The 25130-nt window shown below is 67.0% G+C and carries 22 protein-coding genes and 1 tRNA gene; 9 read left to right on the forward strand and 14 right to left on the reverse strand.

The window, feature by feature from the left end; translation table 11 throughout:
- Positions 1–337: 337 nt before the first annotated feature.
- The 6 genes from tyrS to TY25_RS01525 all read right to left on the reverse strand — a co-directional run bounded on the left by tyrS (position 338) and on the right by TY25_RS01525 (position 6061).
- Complete coding sequence (gene tyrS, locus TY25_RS01500) at positions 338–1615, reverse strand: tyrosine--tRNA ligase (protein WP_042253504.1); 1278 nt, start codon at positions 1613–1615, stop codon at positions 338–340.
- Positions 1616–1736: 121 nt separating this feature from the next.
- The gene (locus TY25_RS01505; RefSeq protein WP_042253505.1) at positions 1737–2363 is read right to left on the reverse strand and encodes a DNA-3-methyladenine glycosylase; all 627 of its coding nucleotides are present in this window, start codon (positions 2361–2363) and stop codon (positions 1737–1739) included.
- Positions 2364–2375: 12 nt separating this feature from the next.
- Positions 2376–2660, reverse strand: coding sequence for a DUF3761 domain-containing protein (locus tag TY25_RS01510; RefSeq protein ID WP_042253506.1), 285 nt, complete (start codon positions 2658–2660; stop codon positions 2376–2378).
- Between the two features lie 107 nt (positions 2661–2767).
- Positions 2768–3916, reverse strand: coding sequence for a low temperature requirement protein A (locus TY25_RS01515; protein ID WP_042253508.1), 1149 nt, complete (start codon positions 3914–3916; stop codon positions 2768–2770).
- 35 nt (positions 3917–3951) lie between these two features.
- Positions 3952–4830, reverse strand: coding sequence for an RNA polymerase sigma-70 factor (locus tag TY25_RS01520; protein ID WP_226887462.1), 879 nt, complete (start codon positions 4828–4830; stop codon positions 3952–3954).
- 55 nt (positions 4831–4885) lie between these two features.
- Positions 4886–6061 carry an NAD(P)/FAD-dependent oxidoreductase gene (locus tag TY25_RS01525; RefSeq protein WP_042253511.1) on the reverse strand — a complete coding sequence of 392 codons (1176 nt, stop codon included), beginning with the start codon at positions 6059–6061 and terminating at the stop codon, positions 4886–4888.
- Between the two features lie 206 nt (positions 6062–6267).
- On the opposite strand from TY25_RS01525, the gene TY25_RS01530 reads away from it, so the two are divergent.
- The 4 genes from TY25_RS01530 to TY25_RS01545 all read left to right on the forward strand — a co-directional run bounded on the left by TY25_RS01530 (position 6268) and on the right by TY25_RS01545 (position 10183).
- Positions 6268–7791, forward strand: a complete 1524-nt coding sequence (locus TY25_RS01530) for a multicopper oxidase family protein (protein ID WP_172595774.1) — start codon at positions 6268–6270, stop codon at positions 7789–7791.
- 201 nt (positions 7792–7992) lie between these two features.
- Positions 7993–8724, forward strand: coding sequence for an ABC transporter ATP-binding protein (locus TY25_RS01535; RefSeq protein ID WP_042253512.1), 732 nt, complete (start codon positions 7993–7995; stop codon positions 8722–8724).
- Positions 8725–8774: 50 nt separating this feature from the next.
- Entirely contained in the window at positions 8775–9566 is a 792-nt protein-coding gene (locus tag TY25_RS01540; RefSeq protein ID WP_042253514.1) for an ABC transporter permease, read from the forward strand.
- Positions 9563–10183: a TetR/AcrR family transcriptional regulator gene (locus tag TY25_RS01545; protein WP_042253515.1), complete on the forward strand. Its 621-nt coding sequence runs from the start codon at positions 9563–9565 to the stop codon at positions 10181–10183. The genes TY25_RS01540 and TY25_RS01545 overlap by 4 nt, the downstream gene beginning before the upstream one ends.
- Here the strand turns inward: TY25_RS01545 and TY25_RS01550 are convergent.
- Positions 10167–11384, reverse strand: coding sequence for a cytochrome P450 (locus tag TY25_RS01550; RefSeq protein WP_042253517.1), 1218 nt, complete (start codon positions 11382–11384; stop codon positions 10167–10169). The two genes, TY25_RS01545 and TY25_RS01550, sit on opposite strands and share 17 nt — an antisense overlap.
- A gap of 21 nt (positions 11385–11405) precedes the next feature.
- Positions 11406–11603 carry a ferredoxin gene (locus TY25_RS01555; protein ID WP_042253519.1) on the reverse strand — a complete coding sequence of 66 codons (198 nt, stop codon included), beginning with the start codon at positions 11601–11603 and terminating at the stop codon, positions 11406–11408.
- A 254-nt stretch (positions 11604–11857) separates the two neighbouring features.
- On the opposite strand from TY25_RS01555, the gene TY25_RS01560 reads away from it, so the two are divergent.
- Positions 11858–14965: an AfsR/SARP family transcriptional regulator gene (locus tag TY25_RS01560; RefSeq protein WP_226887464.1), complete on the forward strand. Its 3108-nt coding sequence runs from the start codon at positions 11858–11860 to the stop codon at positions 14963–14965.
- A gap of 300 nt (positions 14966–15265) precedes the next feature.
- Here TY25_RS01560 and TY25_RS01565 read toward each other — a convergent pair whose 3' ends face one another.
- Together TY25_RS01565 and TY25_RS01570 are read right to left on the reverse strand one after the other, a co-directional pair.
- Positions 15266–15910, reverse strand: a complete 645-nt coding sequence (locus tag TY25_RS01565) for a DUF4097 family beta strand repeat-containing protein (RefSeq protein WP_042253521.1) — start codon at positions 15908–15910, stop codon at positions 15266–15268.
- A 356-nt stretch (positions 15911–16266) separates the two neighbouring features.
- Complete coding sequence (locus TY25_RS01570; protein ID WP_042253542.1) at positions 16267–17184, reverse strand: MBL fold metallo-hydrolase; 918 nt, start codon at positions 17182–17184, stop codon at positions 16267–16269.
- 107 nt (positions 17185–17291) lie between these two features.
- On the opposite strand from TY25_RS01570, the gene TY25_RS01575 reads away from it, so the two are divergent.
- The 4 genes from TY25_RS01575 to TY25_RS42335 all read left to right on the forward strand — a co-directional run bounded on the left by TY25_RS01575 (position 17292) and on the right by TY25_RS42335 (position 20931).
- Entirely contained in the window at positions 17292–17495 is a 204-nt protein-coding gene (locus TY25_RS01575) for a hypothetical protein (RefSeq protein WP_042253523.1), read from the forward strand.
- Complete coding sequence (locus TY25_RS01580; RefSeq protein ID WP_042253543.1) at positions 17482–18867, forward strand: Asp-tRNA(Asn)/Glu-tRNA(Gln) amidotransferase GatCAB subunit A; 1386 nt, start codon at positions 17482–17484, stop codon at positions 18865–18867. Before TY25_RS01575 ends, TY25_RS01580 begins: the two co-directional genes overlap by 14 nt.
- A 32-nt stretch (positions 18868–18899) precedes the next feature.
- Complete coding sequence (locus TY25_RS01585) at positions 18900–19460, forward strand: TetR/AcrR family transcriptional regulator (protein WP_042253526.1); 561 nt, start codon at positions 18900–18902, stop codon at positions 19458–19460.
- A 355-nt stretch (positions 19461–19815) separates the two neighbouring features.
- On the forward strand, positions 19816–20931 hold the full coding sequence (locus TY25_RS42335; RefSeq protein ID WP_156055024.1) for a hypothetical protein: 1116 nt from the start codon (positions 19816–19818) through the stop codon (positions 20929–20931).
- A 238-nt stretch (positions 20932–21169) separates the two neighbouring features.
- Here the strand turns inward: TY25_RS42335 and TY25_RS01595 are convergent, their stop codons facing one another.
- From TY25_RS01595 to TY25_RS01610, 4 genes are all read right to left on the reverse strand, one after another.
- Positions 21170–22054, reverse strand: a complete 885-nt coding sequence (locus tag TY25_RS01595) for a Sco1979 family transcriptional regulator (protein WP_042253529.1) — start codon at positions 22052–22054, stop codon at positions 21170–21172.
- An 826-nt stretch (positions 22055–22880) separates the two neighbouring features.
- The gene (locus tag TY25_RS01600) at positions 22881–23558 is read right to left on the reverse strand and encodes an alpha/beta fold hydrolase (protein WP_201773619.1); all 678 of its coding nucleotides are present in this window, start codon (positions 23556–23558) and stop codon (positions 22881–22883) included.
- A 437-nt stretch (positions 23559–23995) separates the two neighbouring features.
- Positions 23996–24068, reverse strand: a tRNA-Asn gene (locus TY25_RS01605).
- 77 nt (positions 24069–24145) lie between these two features.
- Entirely contained in the window at positions 24146–25066 is a 921-nt protein-coding gene (locus tag TY25_RS01610) for an endonuclease/exonuclease/phosphatase family protein (RefSeq protein ID WP_146154050.1), read from the reverse strand.
- Positions 25067–25130 lie beyond the last annotated feature (64 nt).

Raw genomic sequence — 25130 nt, forward strand, 5'->3', positions numbered from 1 at the left:
TTCGTCCCCGGCGTTAACCGGATCGTCCGTGAGGCAACTGTTCCAGCCTAAGTGGCTTCTCCCGCAGAGTCAAGTCCGCGTGATCACCCTAGACATCTTACTTGGTTGGCCAGGCGCTCCCCGTACTACCTCGTTTCCCGGTCCTTCCGCTCAGCGTTTCCGCTGGCTTCTCGGCTCCGGGTCGGTGTCCGTGTCGCTCTGACCTGGAATAAGTTACGCGGCGGATAACGCTACGTCAAATCCGCTGCTCACGCTCGCGTTTCCGCAGGTCAGAGCGTCGCGATCGGGCCGCCGGACGGCTTGAATCACACGGATGTGACTCAAGCCACGACGATCTTCATGCGCCTGCCCGCAGAACGCCGGCGAGGTTCTTCTTGCCGCGGCGCAGCACCAGCCAGCGTCCGTGCAGGTAGTCGCTGTCCGCGGGGGTCCATTCGAGGTCCGAGATCCGCTCGTTGTTCACCGACGCGCCACCTTCGTTCACCGCGCGCCGGGCCGCGCCCCGGCTTTCGCTCAGCCCGGTGGCGACGAGCAGGTCCACGATCGTGCTCGGCTCCCCCGCCTGCAATTCGGCGACGGCGGCTTCGCGCAGCGCCGCACCGAGGGTCGGCTCGTCCAAGTCCCGGAGTTCGCCGCGGCCGAACAGCGCCTGGCTGGCCAGTTGCACAGCTCGGGTGTTCGCCTCGCCGTGCACCAGCGTGGTCATCTCGGCGGCCAGCCTGCGCTGCGCCTCCCGCGCGTGTGGACGTTCCGCCGTGGCCTGCTCCAGTTCGGCAAGTTCCTCCCGAGAGAGGAAGGTAAACCAGCGCAGGTTCCGGATGACATCGGCGTCGGCCGTGTTCACGAAGTACTGGTACCAGGCGTACGGGCTGGTCATCTCCGGGTCCAGCCACAGGCTGCCGCCACCGGTCGACTTGCCGAACTTCTTGCCGTCGGCCGAGGTGACCAGCGGAACGGTGAGCGCGTGCACCGAGGCGCCGTCCACCCGCCGGTTCAGTTCGACGCCCGCGATGATGTTGCCCCACTGGTCGGAGCCGCCGACCTGCAACGTGCAGTCGTAGTTGCGGCGCAGCTGCAGGTAGTCGTTGGCCTGCAGGAGCATGTAGCTGAACTCGGTGTAGGAGATGCCCTCACCGTCGAGGCGCCGCTTGATGGTGTCGCGCGCCAGCATGACGTTCACCGAGAAGTGTTTGCCGACATCCCGCAGGAAGTCGACCGCGGACAGCTGCCCGGTCCAGTCCATGTTGTTGACGACCACCGCGCCGGTCGGCGAATCGTCCAGGTCGACGAACCGTTCCAGTTGCGAACGGATCCGATCGGACCAGTCCCGCACGGTGTCGTTGGAGTTCATGGTGCGCTCGCCGACATCGCGCGGGTCACCGATGAGGCCGGTGGCGCCGCCGGCCAGCACGATCGGGCGATTGCCCGCCCGCTGGAAGCGCTTCAGCGCCAGCAACGGGACGAGGTGCCCGGCGTGCAGACTGGGCCCGGTGGGATCGAAGCCGGCATAGACGGTCAACCGGCCAGCGTCCAGGGAAGCGCGCAGCGCGTCCAGGTCGGTGGATTGCGCGATCAGTCCGCGCCAGGTCAGTTCGTCGATGATGTCGCCGCTCACGCTTGCCCATCTTTCCGCACGGGTTGTCGTGCCTCGAGTGGGCCTCAGTGTCTCGGCATCGTCACCCGCAGGTCGAGCGAATTTCCGGGTGTCGACAGGGGCGCTGAAAGGCGTCCGGCAATCAGGACGCTGCGGCGCGCGGCGCGCGCGGACTGCGCCGATACGCGGACACCGCGGCAGACCCTGGCAGCCAGAACCGCCACGGCAGGTCCGCCGCCACGCTGACACCGACGCGCGGGCCACTCGCGATGTCCTTCGCAGGCACCGCGTCGGCGAGCTCGAGCCGGATCGGCGAGGACGGCTCGAACAGCGGAGTTCCGTAGTCGCTCAGCGTGATTCCCAGCGCACTACCGAGATTGCCCGGCCCCCTCGCCAAGTCGGCATCGGTGCGCGCGGCCGGACGGCGCGCGCGGGCCTCGTCGAAACCCGCGATCACCTCGCCCGACCGGATCAGCGCCGCGCTGGCGGTGCCGTCCGGCCCGCTGGTCACGTTGATGCACATGTGCATGCCGTAGCTGAGGTAGACGTACAGCACCCCCGCCGGGCCGAACATCACCGCGTTGCGTTTGGTGCGCCCGCGCCCGGAATGCGATGCGGGATCGTGCCACGGGCCGGCCGGATCACCGCCGTACGCTTCGACCTCGACGATCCGCACACCGACCGGGCCGGACCACAGAGTCGAGCCCAACAGACGACGGGCGGCGGTGGGCGGTTCGACGGCTAGCTCATCGGCACACACACCCACCATTGTCCAAGACGCCTACTTGGGCAGGTTCACCAGCCACTCGTCGACACCCTTGTGCCCCGAGCAGGTGCCGCTGCGGTGCTGGCTGAAGCTGTAGGTGCCGTCCTTGCACCGCGCGGTCGCGCCGTCCGGCGGGGTTGCCGCCTGCTGTGGCCGCGGCACGCAGCGGTTGTCCACGTTCTCGTACTGACCCGACGGGCATGCCGCGGACAGCAGCGGCGTAGCCGAGGCGGGTGCGGAGATCAGGGCGGCAAGACCGACGACGGCAGCGAACAAACCTAGCAGCGGTTTCGAAGGCATAGCGAAATTCCTTGCAACAGAGCGATATTCGGCGAAATATCCAGCAAACTCGCTGGGTCGCCACAACATATCGCGCGTCACATGCGCCGCGGTATCGGTCGTGTGATCTACACGTACGAGCTGTGCTGCCCCGAGCGCAGGGTGATCAGGTCGTCCGCGATAACCGCCAGATAGCCGACGGCGACCAGCGCCGCCAGTTGCGCCCAGGCCACCCACACCACGCCGATCGGGATGGTCGCGGTGACCGCCGCCGCGGCGATCAGGCGCATCCACGGCCGGGGCAGCCGCAACGCCGACCGGAAGCAGAACTGGGCGAGGAAATACAGCGCGACGCCACCGGACAGTGCGGCCGCGGTGGCCACGCCGACGGATTCGTTCCCGTGCCCGATGCTCATCTGGATACCGGCCGCGGTGAGGATCACGCCGATGAGCAGTGGATACAGCGCGTAGCCGTAAGCGACGAGTGCCGGACGGGAACGTTCCCGTTCGGGCACCGCGGCCAGCGCGTGTTCGCCGCGTTCGTCGTCGAAGCCGAAGAACGCCCACCACAGGACGTAGGCGAGACACAGCGCGAGCGAGACCGTGACGATCAGTTGCGGCGTGATCTTTTCCCCGGCCAGTCCGGCGCCGATCGCCACGATGGACTCGCCGATCGCCACGATGATGACGAGCCCGTGCCGCTCGCAGAAGTGCGTCGCGCGGACCACGAAGTCACCGGTATCGATCAGGTAGGGACTGACGATCTGCACGGCGAACGCGAGACCCCAGCACAGGTACTGCGCCCAGCCGTGGACGAAGCCGCCCGCCAGCACCAGGGCGGCGGCGACCGCATTGAACGGTCCGATGTGTTTGATGGCGAGTGCGGCCGACGCTCCGCCCCCGGACGCGAACAGCGCGGTGTGCACGGCTGTCACCAGAACGTAGCCGACGCCGAAGGCGATCCCGGTGCCGTGGAACGCGTCCGGGATGGCCAGCGAGAGCACGAAGAACGAGAACATGCCGATCAGCAGCCAGGTGCGCCGCGCCGAACTGTTCGGCGCCACCTCGTTGGTGAGCCAGACGTATCCGCTGTACATCCACCAGATCAAGCCGAAGACCAGGGCTACCTGGCCCAGCGCCGGCCAGCCGGGGTGATGGGTGAAGACGTGCGTCAACTGCGTGATGGTGAAGACGAAGACGAGATCGAAGAACAGCTCCAGGGTCGAAGCCCGCACCTGTCCCCCGTCCGCGGACAGCTCTGTGCTCTGGTTGGTCACGGCAGGAGCCTAGAACGTCGGCCGCCCGCACCCCGTCATCCCAGTGAGTCGGGGTCCAGGTAGAGGCCTTTCAATTTGGTCGGGTTCACCTGGAAACGCAGGTTCTGGATGCGGCCGTCGACGATGTCGTAGGTGAACGCACCACCCGGATTGCCGTCCAGGCAGGCCAGCGCGCCGAGCTCACCGTTGACGTAGGCGGATGCCAGCTCGATGCCGGCAGACACCGGTTTCGCCAGTACACCGAGAATCCAGCGGGCCACGTGATCCGGGCCGTGCAACGGACGCCGCGCCGCCGTCACGATGCCGCCGCCGTCGGACCACAGGGTCACGTCCGGCGCGAGCAGATCCATCAGCGCGTTGAGGTCGCCACCGGAACAGGCGGCCATGAACTGCGCAGTGATGTGGTCACGTTCGGCTTTGTCGGTGTCGACGCGCGGCCGCCGCGATTGCACGTGCCCGCGGGCGCGATGCGCGATCTGGCGGATGGTCGCCTCGGGACGGTCCAGGGTGTCCGCGATTTCGGCGTGCGTGTAACCGAACACCTCCCGGAGCACGAACACGGCACGTTCCACCGGCGTGAGGGTTTCCAGGATCACGAGCATCGCGGTGGAGACGGTGTCGGCCAATTCGGTCTCCTCGGCGACATTCGGTGCGGTGAGCAGTGGTTCGGGCAGCCAGGGGCCCACGTAGTTCTCGCGGGTGGCACGGGCGGAGGTAAGCCGGTTGAGCGACAGATTGGTGACGGTGCGCACCAGGTAGGCCTTCGGGTTTCGCACCGTCGCCTGATCGGTCTCGTGCCATTTGAGCCAGGTGTCCTGCAAGACGTCTTCCGCATCGGTGACGGTGCCCAGCATCCGGTACGCGGTGGCGAACAGCAACCGCCGGTGTGCCAGAAAAGGGTCCTGCTCAGGCATTACGTCGATCATGCGGTCATGCTCCCAAACGCACCCGACACAGCTGGAACCTGCGTCACGCGGCCGGTGCGTCGGCGCGACGGCCGGGCCGCAACTTGACCGGAACGTTCATCCGGCGGCTGAACCGGACGATCGGGACCGGGCTGGCGCTGACCGATTCCTTGTAGACCACCGCGGCCCGGCCGGTCAGGTAGAACCGGCCCGGTGTGTCGTCCGACTTGGTGAACTGGATGATCGCGTCCCGGCGGCCCAGGCTGACCGGCTGATGGAAGTAGCCGAACCGGAACGGCTTCGGCGCTTTCCCGCGCAGCTCGCGCGCGATGGCGTCGGCGGTGTACGCCGCCGTCGGTACGCCGCTCTGGCAGGTGCCGTGGATCTGGCCCCAGGGCATCCGGATCGCGGCCGCGTCACCCACCGCGTGGATGTTCGGATGCGAGACCGAGCGCAGGGTCTCGTCGACCACGATCAACCCGCGCTCGTCGGTCGCGATGCCCGCCGCGGTGGCCAGCGGCGCGACCCGCACACCGGTGGTCCACAGCGTGAGATCAGCGGAAACCACAGTGCCACCGGCCAATTCGACCGCGCCCGGCAGTACCTTGGTGACCGCCCGGCCGATTTCGCGGACAACGCCGAGGCGATCGAACGCGCGGTTCAGATAGGCACGCGCCTTTTCACTCATCATGGCGCCGGGCTCACCGTTGCTGATCAGCGTGACCCGCAATTCCGGGTGGTTCTCGGCGATTTCGGCCGCCGCCTCGATGCCGGTCAGACCGCCACCGCAGACCGCGACGGTACCGCCCTGCGCCGCAACCACATTCAAACGTTCGGCGAAGCGGTGCGCCGCCCGGGGATCGTTGAGCGTCCACGCGTGGTCGGCCGCACCGGGCACGATATCGGTGTCGGTGCTGCTGCCCAGCGCGTAGATCAGTTCGTCGTAGGGCAGCGTCCGGGTGCCGTCGACCAGGACGTGACCCGAAGCCGGGTCGAGGGAAGTGGCCCAGCCCTGGACGAATTCGACGCCGGTGCCGGCCAGGATGTCGGCGATGCGATGGTCGGCCAGCTCCTGGCCCGCGGCGATCTGATGCATCCGAAGCCGCTCGGTGAAGCGCGCCGACGGGTTCACGAGCGTGATCCGCACGTCCTGCTTGCGGGTGCGCCGAGCCAGTCGCGCGGCCGCCACCATTCCGGTGTAGCCGCCGCCGAGGATGACGATGCGGTGTGCGGTGTCCATGGGGTTCTCCGATGCTCGGGTGCTTGCTGATGACCATGGGACAAACGGGCCCGCGGTTACGTGACACCCCAGCACTGTGACCTGCGCCACATGCTGTAGCCGCACCTTCGGGCGGTGCACCCCCGAGAAAACGGCACCTGGAATCAGGGCCGTCTCGGGGACGCTCCCGGATGTGCGGCGGCCCCGTCGATTCCTACCGTCGGACAATGTCTTCGGTTTCCCGGCCGCGCAGGTGGCGCCGGTTCGTTTTGATTCTCGGCACCCTGGTCGTGCTGTTCGCACTCACCGTCGGCGGCGCGGTCACGTGGGTGTTCGCGCACGCCACCGTATCCACGGTGGGCCGCACGGAATTCCGCAACGAACTCGCTGTTCCACCCCTTGCGACGGGCCACGTGCGCGCGGACGGCACCCGCGAGTTCCAGCTCGACATGCGTTCGGGGCGAACCGAATTCCGACCCGGTCACGCTACCGAGACATGGGGATTCAACGGCACCTACCTGGGGCCGACGCTGCGGGCTCGGCGCGGCGAGCACGTCGCGGTGAACGTGCGCAATCACCTGCCCGAAGCGTCGACCGTGCACTGGCACGGCATGCACCTCCCGGCGGCCATGGACGGTGGGCCCCATCAGATGGTGCAAGCCGGGGCCATCTGGCAACCGCAGTGGCGGGTCGAGCAGCCCGCCGCGACGCTCTGGTACCACCCGCATCCGCACGGCGCGACCGAGGACCATGTGCGGCGCGGACTGGCAGGCCTGTTCCTGCTCGACGATGAGATCTCCGAAACACTGCCACTACCAAAGAATTACGGCGTCGACGATCTGCCGGTCATCGTCCAGGACGTGAAGTTCCGTGGGAACGAACTGGATTCGTCCCATGCGATCTTCCGCGATGTCGGCTTCCTCGGCGATCAGACCATGGTGAACGGCACCCTGGCGCCCTATCGCACCGTCGGCGACGAGCTGATCCGGCTCCGGCTGCTCAACGCGTCGACCGCCCGCACCTACACCTTCGGCTTCGCCGACGAGCGCGCCTTCGCCCTCGTCGCGACCGATGGCGGGCTGCTCGAACGGCCGCTCCTGCTGGACCGCTTGCCGCTCTCGCCGGGTGAGCGAGCCGAGATCGTCGTGCGGATGCGCGCGGGCGAACGAACCATCTTGCGCAGCAACGAACTCGACGCCGGGCTCGACTTCTGGACCCAGCGCTTCGCGGGCGGCGACGACACCTTCGACGTCCTGGAACTCCGCGCCGCCGACACCTTGCGCCCCTCGCCCGAACTGCCCGCGACACTGACGCAACCGTCGACTCCGGACGGTTCCGATTCGGCCGTCGAACGTCGCTTCGAGTTGAATCTGTCCGGTATCAACGGGAAACCGATGGCGATGGACCGCATCGACTTCACCGTCACCCGCGGGACCGCCGAAACCTGGACCGTGCGCAACAACGACGGCATGCCGCACAACTTCCACATCCACGACGTGCAGTTCCGGGTGCTCCGCAGGAACGACGGACCACCGCCCGCGCACCTCACCGGTCCGAAAGACACCGTCTTCCTGCCACCGAACACCACCGTGCAACTGGCCCTGCGGTTCGACGGCCCGGCCGATCCGACGACGCCGTACATGTATCACTGCCACCTGCTCTGGCACGAAGACCGCGGCATGATGGGCCAATTCGCGGTGGTCGATCCGGGCGGTTCCGCCGCGCCCCCGCCCCCGCACCACGGCCACTGACGCGCCGATTCGCCCTGGACAGCTGATCACAACGGTGGTGGGCTGCCGACCGATGCCACCACCCGTTACCTGGTGATCAGCCGTCCACCCCTCACGCGAGCGCAACACGCCGGAGCAGCAGTACCGGGGTCTTGCCTGGACAGACACGTCGCGCTAAATTCATCACACAGTGAATTCAACGCTTGATGAATTGAGGCGGCCATGTCGCAAACCCTCTCCTCCGCGGCCGTGGATGTCCGGAACCTCTGCGTGCGGCGCGGCGGACGCCAAGTCCTGCACGAGGTCTCACTGACCATTCCGCGCGGCTCGATCACGGGGCTGCTCGGGCCGTCGGGGTGCGGGAAGACCACGTTGATGCGCAGCATCGTCGGTACCCAGATCGTCGAATCCGGCGAGATCTCGGCGCTGGGCTTGGCCGCCGGATCGGCGGCACTACGGCATCGCATCGGCTACGTCACGCAGGCGCCCAGCATCTACTCCGATATCAGCGTCCACGAGAACGTCGCCTACTTCGCAGCGCTGTACGGGCGCGAGCGGGCGGCCGTCGACGCGGCGATCCAGGCGGTCGGCCTCGGCGAACACGCCAAGCAGCGTGGCGACGAACTCTCCGGCGGGCAGAAGACCCGCGCGTCACTGGCCTGCGCGCTGGTCGCCCAGCCGGAATTGCTCGTGCTCGACGAGCCGACCGTCGGCCTGGATCCGGTGCTGCGCGTCGATCTGTGGAAGCAGTTCAAGGAGCTGGCCGCGGCCGGCACCACGCTGATCGTGTCCAGCCATGTGATGGACGAGGCCGAACACTGCGACCGGCTGCTGCTCATGCGCGAAGGGCGGCTGCTCGCCCAGCTGAGCCCGGACGAATTACGCGCCGAAACCGGCGAACAGAACCTCGAACGCGCCTTCCTCGCACTGATCACGATGGGGCGGGCGGCATGAGCACCGACCATTCCCGCGCCGGCACTGCCCCTTCGACCCGAGGCCACATCATGACCCGCAGCACCGAGTCCGCGCGCCGGACTCCCACCCTCCGCCCCTATCTCGCGACCACCACCCGCATCCTGCGTCAGCTACGCAACGACCATCGCACCGTGGCCATGATCGTGGTGGTGCCCGCGTTGCTGATGACGCTGCTCTATTTCATCTACAAGGACACCCCGCCCAGCCCGTTCAATCCGGTGTCGCTGTTCGACCGGGTCGGCATCAGCATGCTCGGCATCCTGCCGTTCATCGTGATGTTCCTGATCACGGCCATCGCCATGCAGCGCGAACGCACCTCGGGCACGTTGGAGCGGTTGCTCACCACGCCGCTGGCCAAGCTCGACCTGCTCGGCGGCTACGGCACCGCGTTCTCGTTGGCCGCGGCGGCCCAGGCCGGGGTGGCCTGCCTGGTGTCGTTCGGGCTGCTCGGGCTCGACTCCGCGGGCAACCCCGGCTGGGTGGTGCTGATCGCGGTGGTCGACGCCGTGTGCGGTGTCGCGCTCGGCCTGCTGGCAAGTGCGTTCGCGCGCACCGAATTTCAAGCGGTGCAGTTCATGCCGGTGGTGGTCGCGCCGCAGATCTTCCTGTGCGGCTTGCTCGTTCCGCGCGGGGAGCTGCCCGGCTGGCTGGAGGCGATCAGTAACGTGTTGCCGATGAGCTATGCGGTCGATGCGCTGCAAGAGGTTTCGACACATCCGAACGCGACCGGCACGATGTGGCGTGATCTCGCGGTGGTCGCCGGATTCTCGGTGGTCGCGTTGTGCCTCGGCGCCGCGACGCTTCGGCGGCGCACTCAGTGAGCGGTTCCAGAGGTCGCCCCGCGCGTTCCGGACGCCGGCCAGGACAGTCCGGCGCGCGCGAGGCGATCCTGGACGCGGCCCGCGCCCGGTTCGCGGAGGCGGGTTTCGACAAGACCTCGATCCGGGCCGTCGCGTCGGACGCGGGCGTCGATCCGGCCTTGGTGCACCACTACTTCGGCACCAAACAGGAACTGTTCGGCGCCGTCGTGCGACTGCCGGTGAATCCCGAACACACGTTGGGCGCCGTCGACGCGGCCCCGATCGATCGACTCGGCGAAACCATCCTGCGCGCGGTGCTCGCCGTCTGGGATTCGCCGGCCGGCGCCGGTGTCGTCGCGATGGTGCGCAGCATCATCGCGGGCGGCGACACCTCGCTGGCCCGTTCCTTCATCCTCGAGGTCGTTCTGGAACGGGTCCGCCTGCGGATTGCCACGCCGGACGACGACGGACGCCTACGGGTCGCATTGGTAGGTTCCCAGATGATCGGTCTCCTGATGGCCCGCAAGATAGTCGGCATCGAACCCATGGCCTCCGCCCCCGCCGAAGACCTGATCACCGCCATCGCCCCCACCTTGCAGCGCTACCTGACCGGCGAGGTGACTACACCGTCCAAGTGACCGGGAGTTCGTGGACGCCGTAGATGTTCATGTCGGTGCGCAGATTCACCTCGTCGGCGGGGACGGCCAGTTCGAGGGTGGGGAAGCGGCGGAGGAGTCGCTCGAAACCGGCGCGCATCTCGATGCGGGCCAGCTGCTGGCCGAGGCACTGATGGACGCCGTGGCCGAAGGACAGATGGCCGCGGGCGGTGCGGTGCAGGTCGAGGTCGTCGGGCCGCTCGAAGCGCAGCGGGTCGCGGTTGGCGGCCAGCAGCGAGACGACCACCGTCGATCCCGCGCGGATGGTTTCACCGCCGAGTTCGATGTCCTCGGTCGCGTAGCGATAGAAGATGTCGGCGACGGACAGGTAGCGCATGAGTTCCTCGACGGCGTCGGGCACCAGATCGAGGTTCGCGCGCAGTTCGGCCAGTTGCTCGGGATGTTCCAGGAGCGCGAAAGTGCCGAGGGCCAGCATGTTCGCGGTGGTCTCGTGCCCGGCGAGCAGCAGCAGGAACGCGATACCCGTCAGTTCCTCGATGGTCAGGTCCTCCTGCCTGGCCAGATCAGACAGGATGTCTTCACCGGGGGCGGCCCGCTTTTGCGTGACCAGTCCGGTCAGGTAGCCCAGCATCGCGCCGAACGCGGCCATCTTCTCGTCGAGCGTCTGGTCCTTGACCAGGAACTTGGCGGAATTGACCTGGAACGTCTCTCGATCCTCGTAGGGCACGCCGAGCAGTTCGCAGATCACCAGCGAAGGCACCGGCAGCGCGAACGCCTTGACCAGGTCGACCGGCGGCGTGAGCCGCGCCATCTCGTCCAACTGCCGCTCGGTGATCTCGATGATGTGTTCCTCGAGCATCTTCATCCGCCGGACGGTGAAGGCGCCGATCAGCTTGCGACGGAACCGAGTGTGCTCCGGCGGGTCCATCGCGATGAACAGGCCCGGCATCGGCGGGGACGGCTCGGTCGCGGCGGGCATACCGGGGGTCTCGTACGGGACGTGCACGATGCCGATGTCCTGCCGAGAGCTGAACCGGGTGTCTGCCATGAGCTGCCGGACGGCGTCATAACCGGTGACGAGCCAGCCTTCGTGCCCGTCCGGGAAGATCAGGGGGCTGACCGGGCGAGCGGCGCGGAGCTGGGTGATCTCCCGGGGCGGGTCGAAGGGACCGGCGTTGCGCTCCATGGGGAGGCCGTGCGGGATTGGAACGGTCGTATTCATCAGGTTTCCTTTTCGTTTGGTTCAGTTGGCGACGAGGGCGATCGCGCCGGAGGGGCACATCTCGACCGCCTCGCGGACGGCCTGCTCCTGGTCGGGCGTCGGAGAGCGGCGCAGCGCCAGCACCCGTCCGTCCTCCTCGGCTTGGTCGAACATTCCCGGGGCGGTCAGCACGCACATGCCCGCGCCGATGCAGCGTTCCCGGTCCACCCTGAGTTCCATCAGTGACCCCGCTCGCCGGTGACCTGCACTGCGGGGAAAATCATGTCCCCGTATGCCTTTCGCGGCCCGGGAACTGCAATCGCTGAACTGTTCACGAGGAGAACTGTCGCCGGGCTCGCTGACACCGACCTGATACCGGCCTGACACGGCGTCGGCCGGTCGCATCCGCCGTGGTCAAACGTTCCAAGGCCGACCGGCCGCGCTGGAACCGTGCACGGCAGAATGGTCCGGTGCGGATCGGGATGCTTGGACCTTTGGAAATCCGATCAGACGACGGCGGATTGATCGAGGTACCAGGTGCTCGGTTGCGGGCGTTGCTGGTCGCGCTCGCGCTCGAACCCGGTCGCGTGGTGCCGAAAGCGACACTGGTCGACTGGATTTGGGGCGAACAACCCCCCGCCGACGCGGCCAACTCGCTGCAGGCGCTCGTCTCCCGGTTGCGGCGAGTGCTGCCGGACGGGTCGCTCGACGGGCAGCCGGGTGGATACCGGCTGACGGTGCAGCCCGACGCTGTCGACGCCGTGCGCTTCGAACAGCTCCTCGATCAGGCTCGGGGCGGGGCCGACGCGGACCGCGCCGCCCTGCTGCGCGAGGCACTCGAGCTCTGGCGCGGAGCGCTGTTGCAGAACGTCGAGATCCAGGACAGCGAAGCCTTCGAGGCGATGATCACCAGGCTCGACGGGCTGCGTCTGGCCGCCATGGAGGACCGCTACGAGACAGAGATCCGGCTCGGCCGAGGCCCGGATCTGGTGGCCGAGCTGACCGATGTGGTGGCGCGAAACCCGTTGCGGGAAAGGCTCGTCGGCGCATTGATGCGGGCGCTGGCGACCGCGGGTCGCAGCAGCGAGGCGCTGGTCGTTTTCCAGCGAGCCCGCGACGCGCTCGCCGATACGCTGGGTGTGGATCCCGCACCGGAACTGTCGGACCTGCACGTCGCGCTGCTGCGGGGCGAAGTGGGCGCGCAGAAGGACGACCGGCGCACCAACCTGCGCGCCGAATTGACCGGCTTCATCGGCAAATACGCCGATGTCGCCGTCGTGCGTGAGCTCATCGCGCATCATCGGCTCACCACGTTGACCGGGCCCGGCGGCTCAGGCAAGACGCGGCTGGCGGTGGAGACCGCGCGAACATTGCTCGAGGACCTGCCCGACGGCGCCTGGCTGGTGGAGCTGGCGCCCCTCGGCGGGGGCGCCGACGTGGCCCAGTCTGCGCTCGCCGCGCTCGGGCTCCGCGACGCACTGCTCGGCGGGCCGCCGGACGCCGAACCGATGGATCGGCTCATCGCGGCCCTGCGCGAGCGCGAAACACTACTGATCCTGGACAACTGCGAGCATGTGATCGAATCCGCGGCGGCGTTCGCGCACCGCGCGCTCGGCGAATGCCGCAAGCTGCGGATTCTCGCGACGAGCCGCGAACCGCTCGGTATCACGGGCGAAGCGCTGTGGCAGGTGCTGCCGCTCGCCCTGCCGGCTGATGATGCCGGCGCCGACGAAATCGCGGCCTCCCCCGCCGTTCAATTGCTGCGGGACCGGGCCGGTGCCGTGCGCAAGGACCTCCCGGACGACGCCGAGACTTCGGCGACCATGGCCCGCGTCTGCCGCGCGCTCGACGGGATACCGCTGGCCATCGAATTGGCCGCGGCCCGGTTGCGCACCATGTCCCTCGATCAGCTGGCCAACCGGCTCGACGATCGGTTCCGGCTGCTGACCGGTGGCAGCCGGACCGCGCTGCCGCAGCACCGAACCCTACGATCGGTGGTCGACTGGAGCTGGGAATTGCTCAGCGACGCCGAACGGGTGCTGCTGCGCAGGCTCGCCGTATTCGCCGGCGGCGCGAGTTTGGCTGCGGCCGAACAGGTATGCACCGGCGGGGCGGTCGAGCAGTGGGAGGTGCTCGAACTACTGACCACGCTGACCGAGAAGTCGCTGCTGCTCGCGGCCAGCGACAGCGAGCCGCGCTACCGCATGCTCGAAACGATCAAGCAATACGCCGGGGACCGTCTCGCCGAAGCGGGAGAAGCGGATTCGCTGCGGCGCGCGCATCTCACGTACTTCACCGAACTCGCCGCCACCGCCGAACCACGCCTGCGCCGCGCCGACCAACTGGACTGGCTCGCGACGCTCGAGACCGAGCACGACAACATCGCCATCGCGATGCGTGGCGCGCTCGCCACAGGCGATACACCCGGCGCAATGCGGCTCGCGGCCGCCGCAGGCTGGTACTGGTGGCTCGGCGGGCACAAAGCCGAGGGTCTGGAATTGGTGACCGCGGCCGCCGAACTGCCCGGCGAGGTGGACGACTCGACCCGGGCGACCGTGTACGGGCTGGTGGTGCATTTCCTGAGCTCCGGACGCAATGACGAACGCCAAGTGGCGGAATGGATCCGCAAGTCGTATCAGTTCAGCCGCAACGCCCGATCCGACCATCCGACATTGGCCTTCGCCACCGCCCTGGAACGCATCCTGCGCGGTCCCGACGAATACCTGCCCGCCTTCGAGGCGTTGCTCGCCGACGACGACCCCTGGGTGCGCGCCCTGGCCCGGCTCCAACTCGGCAAAATGCGAATCGTGCTCGGCCACGACGGCTCGGACGCGTTGCTCGAACAGTCGCTCACCGAATTCCGCGCGCTCGGCGAGCGTTGGGGAATCTCGTTCGCGCTGACCGAACTGGCCGGCCGGCTCGCCATGCGCGGCGAATTCACCGAGGCGTGTGCGCTTTTCGAGCAGGCGATCGCGGTGATCGTCGAAGTCGGCGCGATCGAAGACGTGGTCCGCATCCGCGCGCGCCAAGCCCAGCTGTACTGGCTGCTCGGCGACTCGGCGGCGAGTTCGATGGCCCTTCGCGAAGCGAAGCGGTACGCCGACCGGGCCGCCTGGCCGAACGCCGTCGCCGAACTGGCCTTGGCGAAAGCGGAACTGGCACGCTGGCAAGGCGACGGCGAGCAGGCATACCGTCAAATCGATCTCGCGACAAGCGCACTGGGCAACGATGCCGAACAGTGGCACGTCCGCGCGGTGATCCACGACCTGCGCGGTTACCTCGCAGACGATCTCGACACCGCCCGCACCGAGCATGCCGCTGCCTTCCGGGCAGCAGCCGCAGCGGGCTACGCACCGCTCGTCGCCCAAATGCTGGTCGGTGTCGCGGATCTCGCGCTGCGCCTCGACCACGATGAGCTGGCCGCGCAGCTACTCGCCGCCCGCACCAGCGTGTGCGGACTCGCCGATCGCTCCCTGCCCGACGCGGAGCGAATCGAGGAGACCGTCCGTGTTCGCCTCGGTGCAGCGCGGTTCGCCGAGGCGACAAACGAAGGGGCGCAAGCGAACTACGAGGAACTGGTCGCAGCCACGCTCACCGGCTGAGCACTGAAGGTTCCGAGAGGAACTGGTCGCCGCCACGCTCGCCGGCTGAGCACTGGCGGCTCTGGGAGGAACTGGTCGCAGCCACGCTCGCCATGTGAGCGCTGGAGGTTCCGAGACGCGACGTGCGTGCATACCTGCCGGGCAGCGGGCGCAGGCGCGCGTGCTCACCCGGCCGAATCCTCCTGGACAGCTGATCACCAGGTAATGGTGGCGGACCCCACTCGGCCGATGCCGCCACCATTACCTGGTGATCACTCGTCCAACTGTGGGCACAGGCGGCGAAGGAGAACTCCGCGCACACTAGGCGGCGACGGCGTGCCGAATGATCACGTTGCCGAACGTGTTCCGCGCATACACCTGCACGGTGTCCTCGTCCGCCGCGGGCCGATGCACCGCGCCCAGGTGGTTCTGCACAGTGCCCGACTTGGCGTCCACCTCCAGCCGCGCCGCACTACCCGGCCGGATGCCGACCTCCACCTCCCCCATCGACGTCTCCAACCGCAGCACACCCCGCGCCGCATCACCGACGCGGACATCGCCTTTGGCGACCTTCGCCGTCACCGCATCTCCCGGCCGCTCGACCGTGATATCGCCCGCCGCAACCTCCAGATCGGCCTGCCGCAGTTCCCCGACCACCAGCAACCTCCCCACTGCCGCACTGGCTTTCAGCAACGAACCAGTGGGCACCTCGACGCGCACCACGATCGACGGATTCCCACCGAACGGCGTATACGTCCGCCACTGCTTCGGCGTCCGCACCGTCAAAACCCCTTCGACGAAAGCAACTTTCGTCTGCTCGGCCGCCAACACGTCCCCCTTCTTCGTCGCATCCGCAGGCCGAACCTCGACCACCGAATCCACCCGGTCCGAGGCGATCACCGTCACATCTCCACTGAGCACCTCAACAGTGAGCGCAACCGGCTTCGGCGTAGTGAAAGTAGGCATAGCAGTACTCCTCCATCTGTAGTTCCAGCTCGGGGCCTGTCCCCGTCCTCGCTGACATGAACCACCCTCCCCACCCCACCTGACACCACCCTGACGCCGACCTGACACGTCCGCTGAGACGGATCACTGATGTGACACATGCCGCCACATTCGATACGCCCGCCTCACTCTCCACGCGTGTGTCAAGGCCGATATCGGCGAGCCGATCAGGTGCCGACCCGCGCCGCGCCGGTACCGCCCGATCCTGACCCGGCGGCACAATGAGCGCCATGGGTCATCGGCAGCCTGGGATGCATCGCCGCCCTGGTGACCGAACTACAGCTCGGTGATCACTTCGATCTCAATGATCCGGTCGTTCAGTACCGAATCGCTTGCGAGTTGTTCATCGGAGACAATCGGTACCCACCTTCGTGCGATCGCACGTAGCCAGCTGTCGGGTCCGGGAAATGTGTTCCGAGGAGCAAGGTTTCGGTATCGGCCAGCTCGCTGAGCAGGGCGCGACGGGTGGCCTCGGCTTGGCCGGGATCGATATCGACGCAGCTGGAGATTTCGGGATGGGACACCTGGACGGGGTGGTGCATGCAATCGCCGGTGATGACGGCTTCAGCTGAGCCGCTCCGCAATTCGACCGCGAGGTGCCCCGGCGTGTGTCCGGGCGTCGGGATCAGCCGAAGCCCTGGCGTGATCGCGGAACCACTCGCCGGGACGTCGACGAGGTCGAGCAGCCCGGCGTCCTCGATCGGATGGACCGAGTCACGGAACATCTGGCTGCGCGCTTCATCCATGTCGTAGCTCGCCCAGAACTCACGTTCGGCACGCGCCGTGACGTAGCGCGCATTGGGGAAGGCGGGTACCCAATTCCCTTGTTCCGCGACGGTGTTCCAGCCGACATGATCGGCATGCAGGTGGGTCAGCAGCACCAGATCCACCGCTTCCGGCGCGAACCCGATGTCTGCGAGGCGGGCCAGGTAATCGGTGTTCAGGTCGTGCCAGGCGGGATTCACCCGGGTCTTTCCGTTGCCGATCCCGGTGTCGATCAGCACGCGCAGTCCGTCGACGAGCACCGCGAAACTGTGGCTGGCGAAACGCAGGATGCCTTGGTCGTCCGCGAAAGCCGGTTGCAGCCAGGGCTGCCCGGCGATCAGGTCCGGCGTGGCCGATGGCAGCAGCCACGCACCCGTTTCCGCCGCCAGGGCGAGTTCGTCCACCCGGTGGATCGTGAGGTCGCCCACCGGCCAAGCGGTCGACGCGCCGGCTGTCCCTGTCGTCTGCATACCGTCCTCCACAAAAGCAAAGTGTTTGCTTTAACGAACCGTATGCCCTAACGTCCATTAACGCAAACCCTTAGCTTTTGTAGCTGCGACCCGCTGGAAGGTGACCGATGACCGCCGAGCTCAGCAGAGCCCCCGGAACCGCTGAATGGGCGGCGCGAGTGGACTTTTCGTTGCCGGTCGACCGCCGCACGGAGGTATCCGCGACGCTCGACCACATCCTGTCCGTGGTCGGACTGTTGCGAGAACTGGATTTCACGGACACCGCCCCGGCGACCGTCTTTTACGCAGGTGGCCGCGATGCAACCGTATGAGCTGACGCTCGCCGACGCGTCCGCCGCGATGCAGGCCGGCCAACTTTCACCGGTCGAACTCGTGGATTCGATACTGGACCGCATCGAGCACGTCGAGCCCTTGCTCGGTGCGTATGTGACGGTGACAACCGACCGTGCGCGCGCGGCGGCACGGCAGGCCGAGCGGGAAATTGCGCAACGACGGACGCGTCGGGCATTGCACGGCATCCCGGTCGCGCTGAAAGACCTGATCGACGTCGCCGGGCTACCGACCACGGCGAGTTCGCGCGTCCGAGCAGGCCACCGAGCCGAGACCGACAGCGCCGTCACGGCCCGCTTGGCCGCGGCAGGCACCGCCTTGCTCGGCAAAACCCACACGCACGAGTTCGCGTACGGCCTGACCACACCCCAGACGCGCAACGCTTGGAATCCCGAACGAGTAGCGGGCGGCTCGAGCGGCGGTTCCGCGGTCGCGGTCGCCGCGGGCGCGGCGACCTTCGCCCTCGGCACCGATACCGGCGGCTCCATCCGGGTGCCCGCCGCCCTCAACGGCGTGGTCGGGCTGAAGCCGACCTACGGCCTGATCTCCCGACACGGCGTCACCGCGCTGTCCTGGTCACTGGATCACGTCGGACCGATCACCCGCACCGTCGCCGACGCGGCGCTGGCCCTCACCGCCCTAGCCGGCCCAGACCCCCGCGACCCAGCCAGCCTGTCCCACACCGCCGACTATCGACTCGACCCCGATATCGACCTGCGCGGTCTGCGCATCGGCGTGCCCGTGAACTACTACTTCGACCGCGTCGAGCCCGGCATCGAGACCGCCGTACGGGCCGCTATCGACCACCTGTCCGAACTGGGTGCCGAGCTCGTCGAGATCGAGATCCCGATGACCCGGTACATCAAAGCGATCCAATGGGGACTGATGGTGCCGGAAGCCAGTGCCGTGCACGAAAATTCGTTGCGCAGCACACCTGACCGCTATGGTCCGGATGTCCGGAACCTGTTGGAGGCAGGCACATTTCTCCCGGCAGCCGACTACCTGCGCGCTCAGCGCGCCCGAACCCTCTTGCGAGAAGCCGTCATCCGCCTATTCGACGACGTCGACTTGATCGCCGCGCCGACCGTCCCCGCAACTGCCGCCCGCGCCGGACAGGACGAATTCCATTGGTCCGACGGCACAGTCGAGACCGTCGCCGACGGCTACGTGCGGCTCTCGGCACCGGCGAACATCACCGGAATCCCCGCCATGACCATCCCAGTCGGACACGACCCGGCCGGTCTGCCGATCGGCATGCAGCTCATGACCCGGCCCCTCGGTGAGCCGTTGCTGCTGCGAGCCGGGCACGCCTACGAGCGCACCACCGCTCGTCAGCCGCTACCGGTGCTGTGAACGTCGCGCACGAGCCCATTTAAGGTGGAGCAGTGAGCCGCAGATCGATAGTTCGACCCGGCGGGCGCAGCGCCAGGGTCCAGCAGTCGGTCCACACCGCCGTCCGTGAACTCGACGCCGAGGTGGGCCGGGCCGCCCTCACCGTGCCACGGATCGCCGCCCGCGCCGGCGTCACCCCCTCCACCATCTACCGCCGCTGGGGCGACCTGCAGGAACTCCTCTCCGACGTCGCCGTCGAACGCCTCCGCCCCGACAGCCCACCCGAAGACCACGGCGACCTCCGAGCCGACCTGCGCGCCTGGACCGAACAATTCATCGAAGAAATGGACTCCCCACCCGGCCGTGCCTACCTCCGTGACGCCCTCCTCGCCGACCCCGAAGGCGCCAACGCCGGCCAATGCTCCCAGTTCGCCGCCGACCAAATCGCCACCATCCTCGACCGAGCCACCCGCCGCGGCGAATCCCCACCCGCGCTAGAACCCGTCCTCGACCAACTGGTCGCCCCCATCATGTACCGAATTCTCTTGCGCCCCAGCGCTATCGATGCGGAATACGCGCGGGGGCTAGTGCGCAGGGTTGTCGATCAGTGCTGATCTCGGTCGCGACGAGATGCCCTCTGGGAGAAAGAATCGCCCGATCCCGAGACATGCACAGGTGATCTCGCGCCGAGCGAATTCGAACCAATGCTTCGACAGGCAGCCCCATCGGACATGAGCTACGTGATCCGCGAAGCTACATCGCTCGTTCGCGTCTGTGACGCACACTGATTCGGTGGTAGTCAACATTCGACTGACGCGGCGTCGTGAGATGACTGCTCGCGAGACAGCTCAGGATGCACTAGATCGCAGATGGTACGGCTACGACCCGACGGCGAGTCCAGACGAGTTGTGGCAGCACAACCGTGGACGCTGGAAGTTGAGCGAGAGACGGTTGGAGCTGGAGCGATTCGTGACGTTCTCGTTCGAGGGTGCAGTGATAGCGGTCGCCTCGCTCGACGGTCACGAGTGGGTGCCTGATCGCCGACCCGGAGGGTTGCGGATTGCTTTCATCGGCCGCCCCTTCGAGCCAGGTACTGTGATCTACGAAGCGCTCGTCGGAATGCCTGTTCCCCGAGAAGGTCAGAACCCGGTTCAGTACTTAGAGGTTCCCGGAATCGATGACTTGTCGACCCGCAGCACTCCGTCGGAGGTCTCCTCGGACGCCGTGCGCACCTTGCTGCTGACGTGGAACCCAGCCAACTGGGACTGGGGCGGGTACCCGGCTGCGATAGAACAGACCTCGACCGGGATCACTGTTCATTCGCAGTGGTCCACCGGACCACGGAATAGTGGTGTCCGCCCGGGAGATCACGCGTACTTGCTGAGGCAGGGTCGTGAAGGACGTGGAATCATCGCCGCCGGAACGATAATCAGTGAGATCGAACCCGACCTGCACTGGGATGGCTCCGAACGATTCGCGAACTATGTTCAGCTCGAATGGGATACGGTCCTCGCCCCTGAACAACTTTTGACGACCGAAATGCTCCAAACGAAGCTCCCCAGTCAACATTGGCGCCTGCAGGGTAGCGGCGTGCTGGTCAGAGCGGAGGTCGTCGCCTCACTCGATGCTCTGTGGGCGGAGCATCTCGCCGAAGTCGGGCGCCCGGAACATACCAGCGCTCGAGGGCCCGGCCAACAGCGACAGCCTGATCCGGCGCGGCGCAAGAAGGTCGAACAAGCTGCACAGCAGCGGTTGATGGACTACTACGAAAGCCTCGGCTGGAGTGTGGTGGACACTCACACCGCGAAGTCATTTGATGCCCTCGCCAGACGCGGCGGTGCTGTTCTGTACTTGGAGGCCAAGGGCACCGAGAGCGCAGGCGCCTCCGTCCTGGTTACTCGGGGTGAGGTCGAACACGCTCGCGCTCATCCTGGACGTTGCATGATGGGGATCTGGAGTGGAATGGAGTTCGGCGACGACGGTGAGATCAACCCGAACGCTGGGTCGTTTCGCGTGATCCCGTTCGACCCGGACCGTGGGGGTCTCACCGTCGTGGGCTACGAATGGAGGCCGAACACCACCTGAAGCCCGAAACATTTGGAAAACCTGGAACGCCGCACGGTAGTCGTGGCCCAGAGCGATCGTCGCGCCCAACACCGACACGAACGTATGTCGCGGCACGCCAAGCCAATCCGCCCACGTCCCGTACTCGCGTGTCTCGTCGACGAGAGTTTCACCGACATCGAACACAACCGCCCCGATCATGGGATCACGGTACCTGGGTCGATTCCGGAGATGAGGTCAACAGCCCGTCAGCGTGGACTTACAGCGCCGCAGCGGCGTCCATCATCAACTCGCGTGAACGGTCCGGAGTCTCCGCCTGAACCGAGAGGCGGTCCATGACCCCGCGGTAGAGCCGAACATCCTCTTTACGATCCAGATACAGCGCGGTGGTCAGCTGCTCCAAGTAGATGATGTCCGGCAAATCCAGTTCGGCGAAGCGCAGCATGGTGAACGAACTGCCCGCTGCCGCACTGCCACCGGAACGGTAGGACAGCACCTGGATCGTCACGTTGGGCTTGGCCGACATATTGACGAGATGCTCGATCTGTTCCCGCTGGACCGCCCTACCGCCGACCGGCCGATGCAGCACCGCCTCATCGAGCACCGCCCACAAGAGCGGACCGCCGGGGGCATCCAGGATCCGTTGCCGGTCACTACGCAACGCCACGCGCCGCGCGGCCTCGTCGGTCTTCTCCCCCATCCCGACAACGGCGGCAGCGTAGTTCTCGGTCTGCAACAGACCCGGAACCAGTTGGCCCTCATAGGTTCTGATCACCCGCGCCGCGCCCTCGAGACCGACGTAGGTCTCGAACCATTGCGGCAACAGGTCGTTGTACCGATGCCACCAGCCCGGCTCGTTCGCCTTGCGCGCCAGATCGACGAACATCTCCCGCTGCTCGGACTCCGCCACTCCGTACAGGTCCAGCAGATCCACGATGTCACGTTCTTTGAAACCGGTGCGGCCGAGCTCGAGCCGACTGATCTTGGCGTACGAACCACGGATGTGGTCACCCGCCTCTTGCGGTGTGATGCCACGATATTCACGCAGTTTGCGGAGTTGGCCACCGACCGCGATCCGCAGCGCCGTCGGGCCTCGCTCTGCGACGCCAGGATCGACAACGATCTGGGCAGGTTCTGCGGTCACGAGTTCTCCGATGTTGGAAGTCCACCAGCAGCAGCGCCGCCGCACCCGCACCCTCACACGAGTCGCACTGCGCCAGCGCAAATGATATCGCTTGGGTAACGCAACATCCAACGACCCGGCGGAAACCGGCGGAAGTTGGCCTACCGGCGGCGCGTTTCATCGGTCAGTATCTCTGCGACGAAGCCTTGCACAGATGCAAGGCTGTCCAGGCCCGTGGCTTCCGACTACGGTCGGGGTCGTGCTCGCAACCCTGACCACGTGGGCGCTCTCGCAGTGCGGGTGGCGTCTGGCGCGAACCCGAACCAGTACACGGCCTGCACCAACGACCGCACAGGGTCGTGCCGATGAGTGATCGGGGAACTGTGCGGCAGTGGCACGGCGCGGAGGGCTGGGGTGTCATTGATTCCCCACCGTCCCGGGTGGCTGCTGGGTGTCGTTCACCGCGCTGAAGTTCGAACCCAGAGACCTCGATGAAGGTCAGCAGGTGGAATTCGAGTGCGAGTCGGCCGAACAGGATGGGTACCGCTACCGCGCTGTGCGCGTCTAGCCCGCAGGTACACAGCCCATCGAACCGCGAATACGGCAGACGGATCGGGGCATGACCACAGCCGCCTGGGATATCGACCCCAGCACCGGACAGTGACGCAGGATCGACGGATAGGCCCAGCTGAACGGGTCCCGACCGCGATGCCTAGGACCGTCCGATGCTGCTTGACCGGGGGCGCACGATGCGGGTAGTCAACCGCGGGCGACAGGCGGCGGCAGACGGCGCTCGGGTTTCTGCCGATTGTTGACGCGTGCCGCCGGCTCCGCCGTCACGGCCCCTTCAGGTGTTGAGCGCTTTGCTGATAGCGGCGGCCACCTTTTCGGGGCGTGCGACCGGGGACAGATGGCTGGAGCGCAATTCGGTGAGGGTGGCGTTCGTGCGTTCGGCGAACCATCGTTGCAATCCGGGGTCGAGGATTTGATCGTCCAACGACAGCACGTATGCGCACGGCAGGTTGCGCCACGCGCTTGGTCCTGCGGGCTGAGCGAAGCACGCGCCGTGGGTCGGCTTCTGCGTTGCGGCCAATACCCTGCCCTTCGCGGCTGGAACGTCGGCGGCGAGCACCTCGGCGAACATGCCCGAATCGATGGTCGACCATCCGTCCTCGGCGAACCGGATCGCCTCACCGCCAGGCATTTTCGCACCGCGATCACTGAGCGACGCGACCGTCTCGTCTTGGCCCGGAGCGTAGGCCGCGACGAACACCAGCGCGTCAACCTGCTCGCTGTGCTCGGCGGCCCCTGAGATCACCATGCCGCCATAAGAATGCCCGACCAGTGTCACCGGCCCGTCGAACTCCGAGATCTCCCGCCGGGTCCAGGCGATGTCATCGATGAGGGAAGTCAGCGGCAGCTGGACTGCCCGCACCTGATGCCCCTGGTCGTCTAGGGCCGCGATCACTTCCTGCCAGAGCGACCCGTCACTCCACGCGCCGTGCACCAGCAATACATTCGCCACGACCGCCTCCACAATCTCCACTCGACGAACCAAACCGACGCCATGATTTCCTTTGCAGCACAAGCAACCAGGCGACCCGGCGGGTGCCGAGTCAACCGGGTTGTCTCGCAACTTTCCGACACCACCCCCGTACACAACGACGGGAACCAACACCGGAGCCTATAAAACAAACCGATCCCGCCGGTACAGATAGCGCGTCCGGAGACAGGTCGGCGAGCGGCAACCAAAACGCTGAACCTGCTTCAGCTCCGATCAACTGGGTCACACCCAAGACGGTCGCGGCACTCATCGCCGAGCATCCCGCCCCGCGAACCGCAGCTCAGCAACTCGGTCATGGTGAGGACGTTCGCGGCCCGGAAGGACCGGTTCCGACTTTCTGGAGACGAACTCGGCCCCTGACCAGGTACATTAAAACGCTGGTCAGGGGCCGGATTGTGCTCCCCCATCTGGACTCGAACCAGAAACCTGCCGATTAACAGTCGGCTGCTCTGCCAATTGAGCTATAGGGGACTATCCCTGGCTCGCCTTGCTGGGCGGGCCGAGGAGAAACTTTAGCGTATGGGCGGGCGGGGGCCCAAATCGCGCCGCTACCTGCTGTGTTGTGGGGATTGGGTGGGGGTCAAGGTGGCGGTGGCGGCTCGGTGGTCGCCGGCGGTGGGTGGGAGGACGGTGGCGGCGCGGGTGGTGAAGCCTCGGGTGAGGATGTGGTCGGGGCGGGTGAGGGGGAAGGGGGACGGCCAGGTGAAGCCGAAGCCGCTGCGGGCGTCGTGCAGGGTGTCGGTGAGGGTGCTCAGGTGGGGGTCGGTGGAGGCGGTGTTGAGGTCGCCGAGGATCAGGAGGCGCTCGGCGGGGTCTTGGTGGACGAGGTCGCTGAGGGTGCGCAGGGTGCGGTTGCGGGAGTCGGTGTCGCCGAAGCGGACGCTGCCGAGGTGGACGGCGTAGACGGTGACATCGCCTGTGGGCGTGTGCATTCGGGTGCGGAGGGCGCGGGCCCAGCCTTGGCCGAGGTCGAGGCGCTGGATGTCGGTGAGCGGGTAGCGGCTCCACAGGCCGACGGTGCCCACGGTAACGGCGTAGGGGTGGGCGGGGTCCAAAGTTGTTGTGACGGCGGGCCGGTTGCGGTCGGTGAGTTCCTGGACCGCGACGACGGGTACGTCGGCGAGTGCGGGGGCCGGGCCGCCGGTGCCGAGATTCTGTGTGGCGACGCGGAATTCGCCGGTGCCGGTTTCGCTGCCGGGGCCGGCGACCAGCTGGGGTACGAAAAGCACGGCCCATGTCGCGATGGGCAGCACAACGGTCAGCAGGCCTACCCGGGACCCGGTTGCGAGCGCTACGGCCGCCACGAGGAGCGTGGGAGCCAGCAGCCACGGCAGGAAACTCTGCACCGGCTGGGCGATGAGTTCGGGTAGCCAGCGGCGGGCGAGGAGCAGCGCGCCCAGGGTCAGCGAGGACGAGGCGAGCGCGACGTCACGCGCGAGGTGCCCCTGCGAAGCGGTCTCATGCAGCATGCGGGCCACGGTGCCCGGGGCCGATGAGAGATTGATGAAATCCGCCGAATGCCGCATCTACCGG

Source organism: Nocardia brasiliensis NBRC 14402 (assembly GCF_000308475.2).
Taxonomy (GTDB): Bacteria; Actinomycetota; Actinomycetes; order Mycobacteriales; family Mycobacteriaceae; genus Nocardia; species Nocardia brasiliensis.

What these genes read in the sequence shown, in the direction of transcription:
- TY25_RS01530 (WP_172595774.1), top strand. Translation starts at nt 6,268, where the DNA reads ATGTCTTCGGTTTCCCGGCCGCGCAGGTGGCGCCGGTTCGTTTTGATT.
- TY25_RS01570 (WP_042253542.1), bottom strand. Translation starts at nt 17,184, where the DNA reads ATGCAGACGACAGGGACAGCCGGCGCGTCGACCGCTTGGCCGGTGGGC.
- TY25_RS01505 (WP_042253505.1), bottom strand. Translation starts at nt 2,363, where the DNA reads ATGGTGGGTGTGTGTGCCGATGAGCTAGCCGTCGAACCGCCCACCGCC.
- TY25_RS01555 (WP_042253519.1), bottom strand. Translation starts at nt 11,603, where the DNA reads ATGGAACTCAGGGTGGACCGGGAACGCTGCATCGGCGCGGGCATGTGC.
- TY25_RS01525 (WP_042253511.1), bottom strand. Translation starts at nt 6,061, where the DNA reads ATGGACACCGCACACCGCATCGTCATCCTCGGCGGCGGCTACACCGGA.
- TY25_RS01550 (WP_042253517.1), bottom strand. Translation starts at nt 11,384, where the DNA reads ATGAATACGACCGTTCCAATCCCGCACGGCCTCCCCATGGAGCGCAAC.
- TY25_RS01520 (WP_226887462.1), bottom strand. Translation starts at nt 4,830, where the DNA reads ATGCCTGAGCAGGACCCTTTTCTGGCACACCGGCGGTTGCTGTTCGCC.
- TY25_RS01565 (WP_042253521.1), bottom strand. Translation starts at nt 15,910, where the DNA reads ATGCCTACTTTCACTACGCCGAAGCCGGTTGCGCTCACTGTTGAGGTG.
- TY25_RS01540 (WP_042253514.1), top strand. Translation starts at nt 8,775, where the DNA reads ATGACCCGCAGCACCGAGTCCGCGCGCCGGACTCCCACCCTCCGCCCC.
- TY25_RS01535 (WP_042253512.1), top strand. Translation starts at nt 7,993, where the DNA reads ATGTCGCAAACCCTCTCCTCCGCGGCCGTGGATGTCCGGAACCTCTGC.
- TY25_RS01575 (WP_042253523.1), top strand. Translation starts at nt 17,292, where the DNA reads ATGACCGCCGAGCTCAGCAGAGCCCCCGGAACCGCTGAATGGGCGGCG.
- TY25_RS01610 (WP_146154050.1), bottom strand. Translation starts at nt 25,066, where the DNA reads ATGCTGCATGAGACCGCTTCGCAGGGGCACCTCGCGCGTGACGTCGCG.
- TY25_RS01580 (WP_042253543.1), top strand. Translation starts at nt 17,482, where the DNA reads ATGCAACCGTATGAGCTGACGCTCGCCGACGCGTCCGCCGCGATGCAG.
- TY25_RS01510 (WP_042253506.1), bottom strand. Translation starts at nt 2,660, where the DNA reads ATGCCTTCGAAACCGCTGCTAGGTTTGTTCGCTGCCGTCGTCGGTCTT.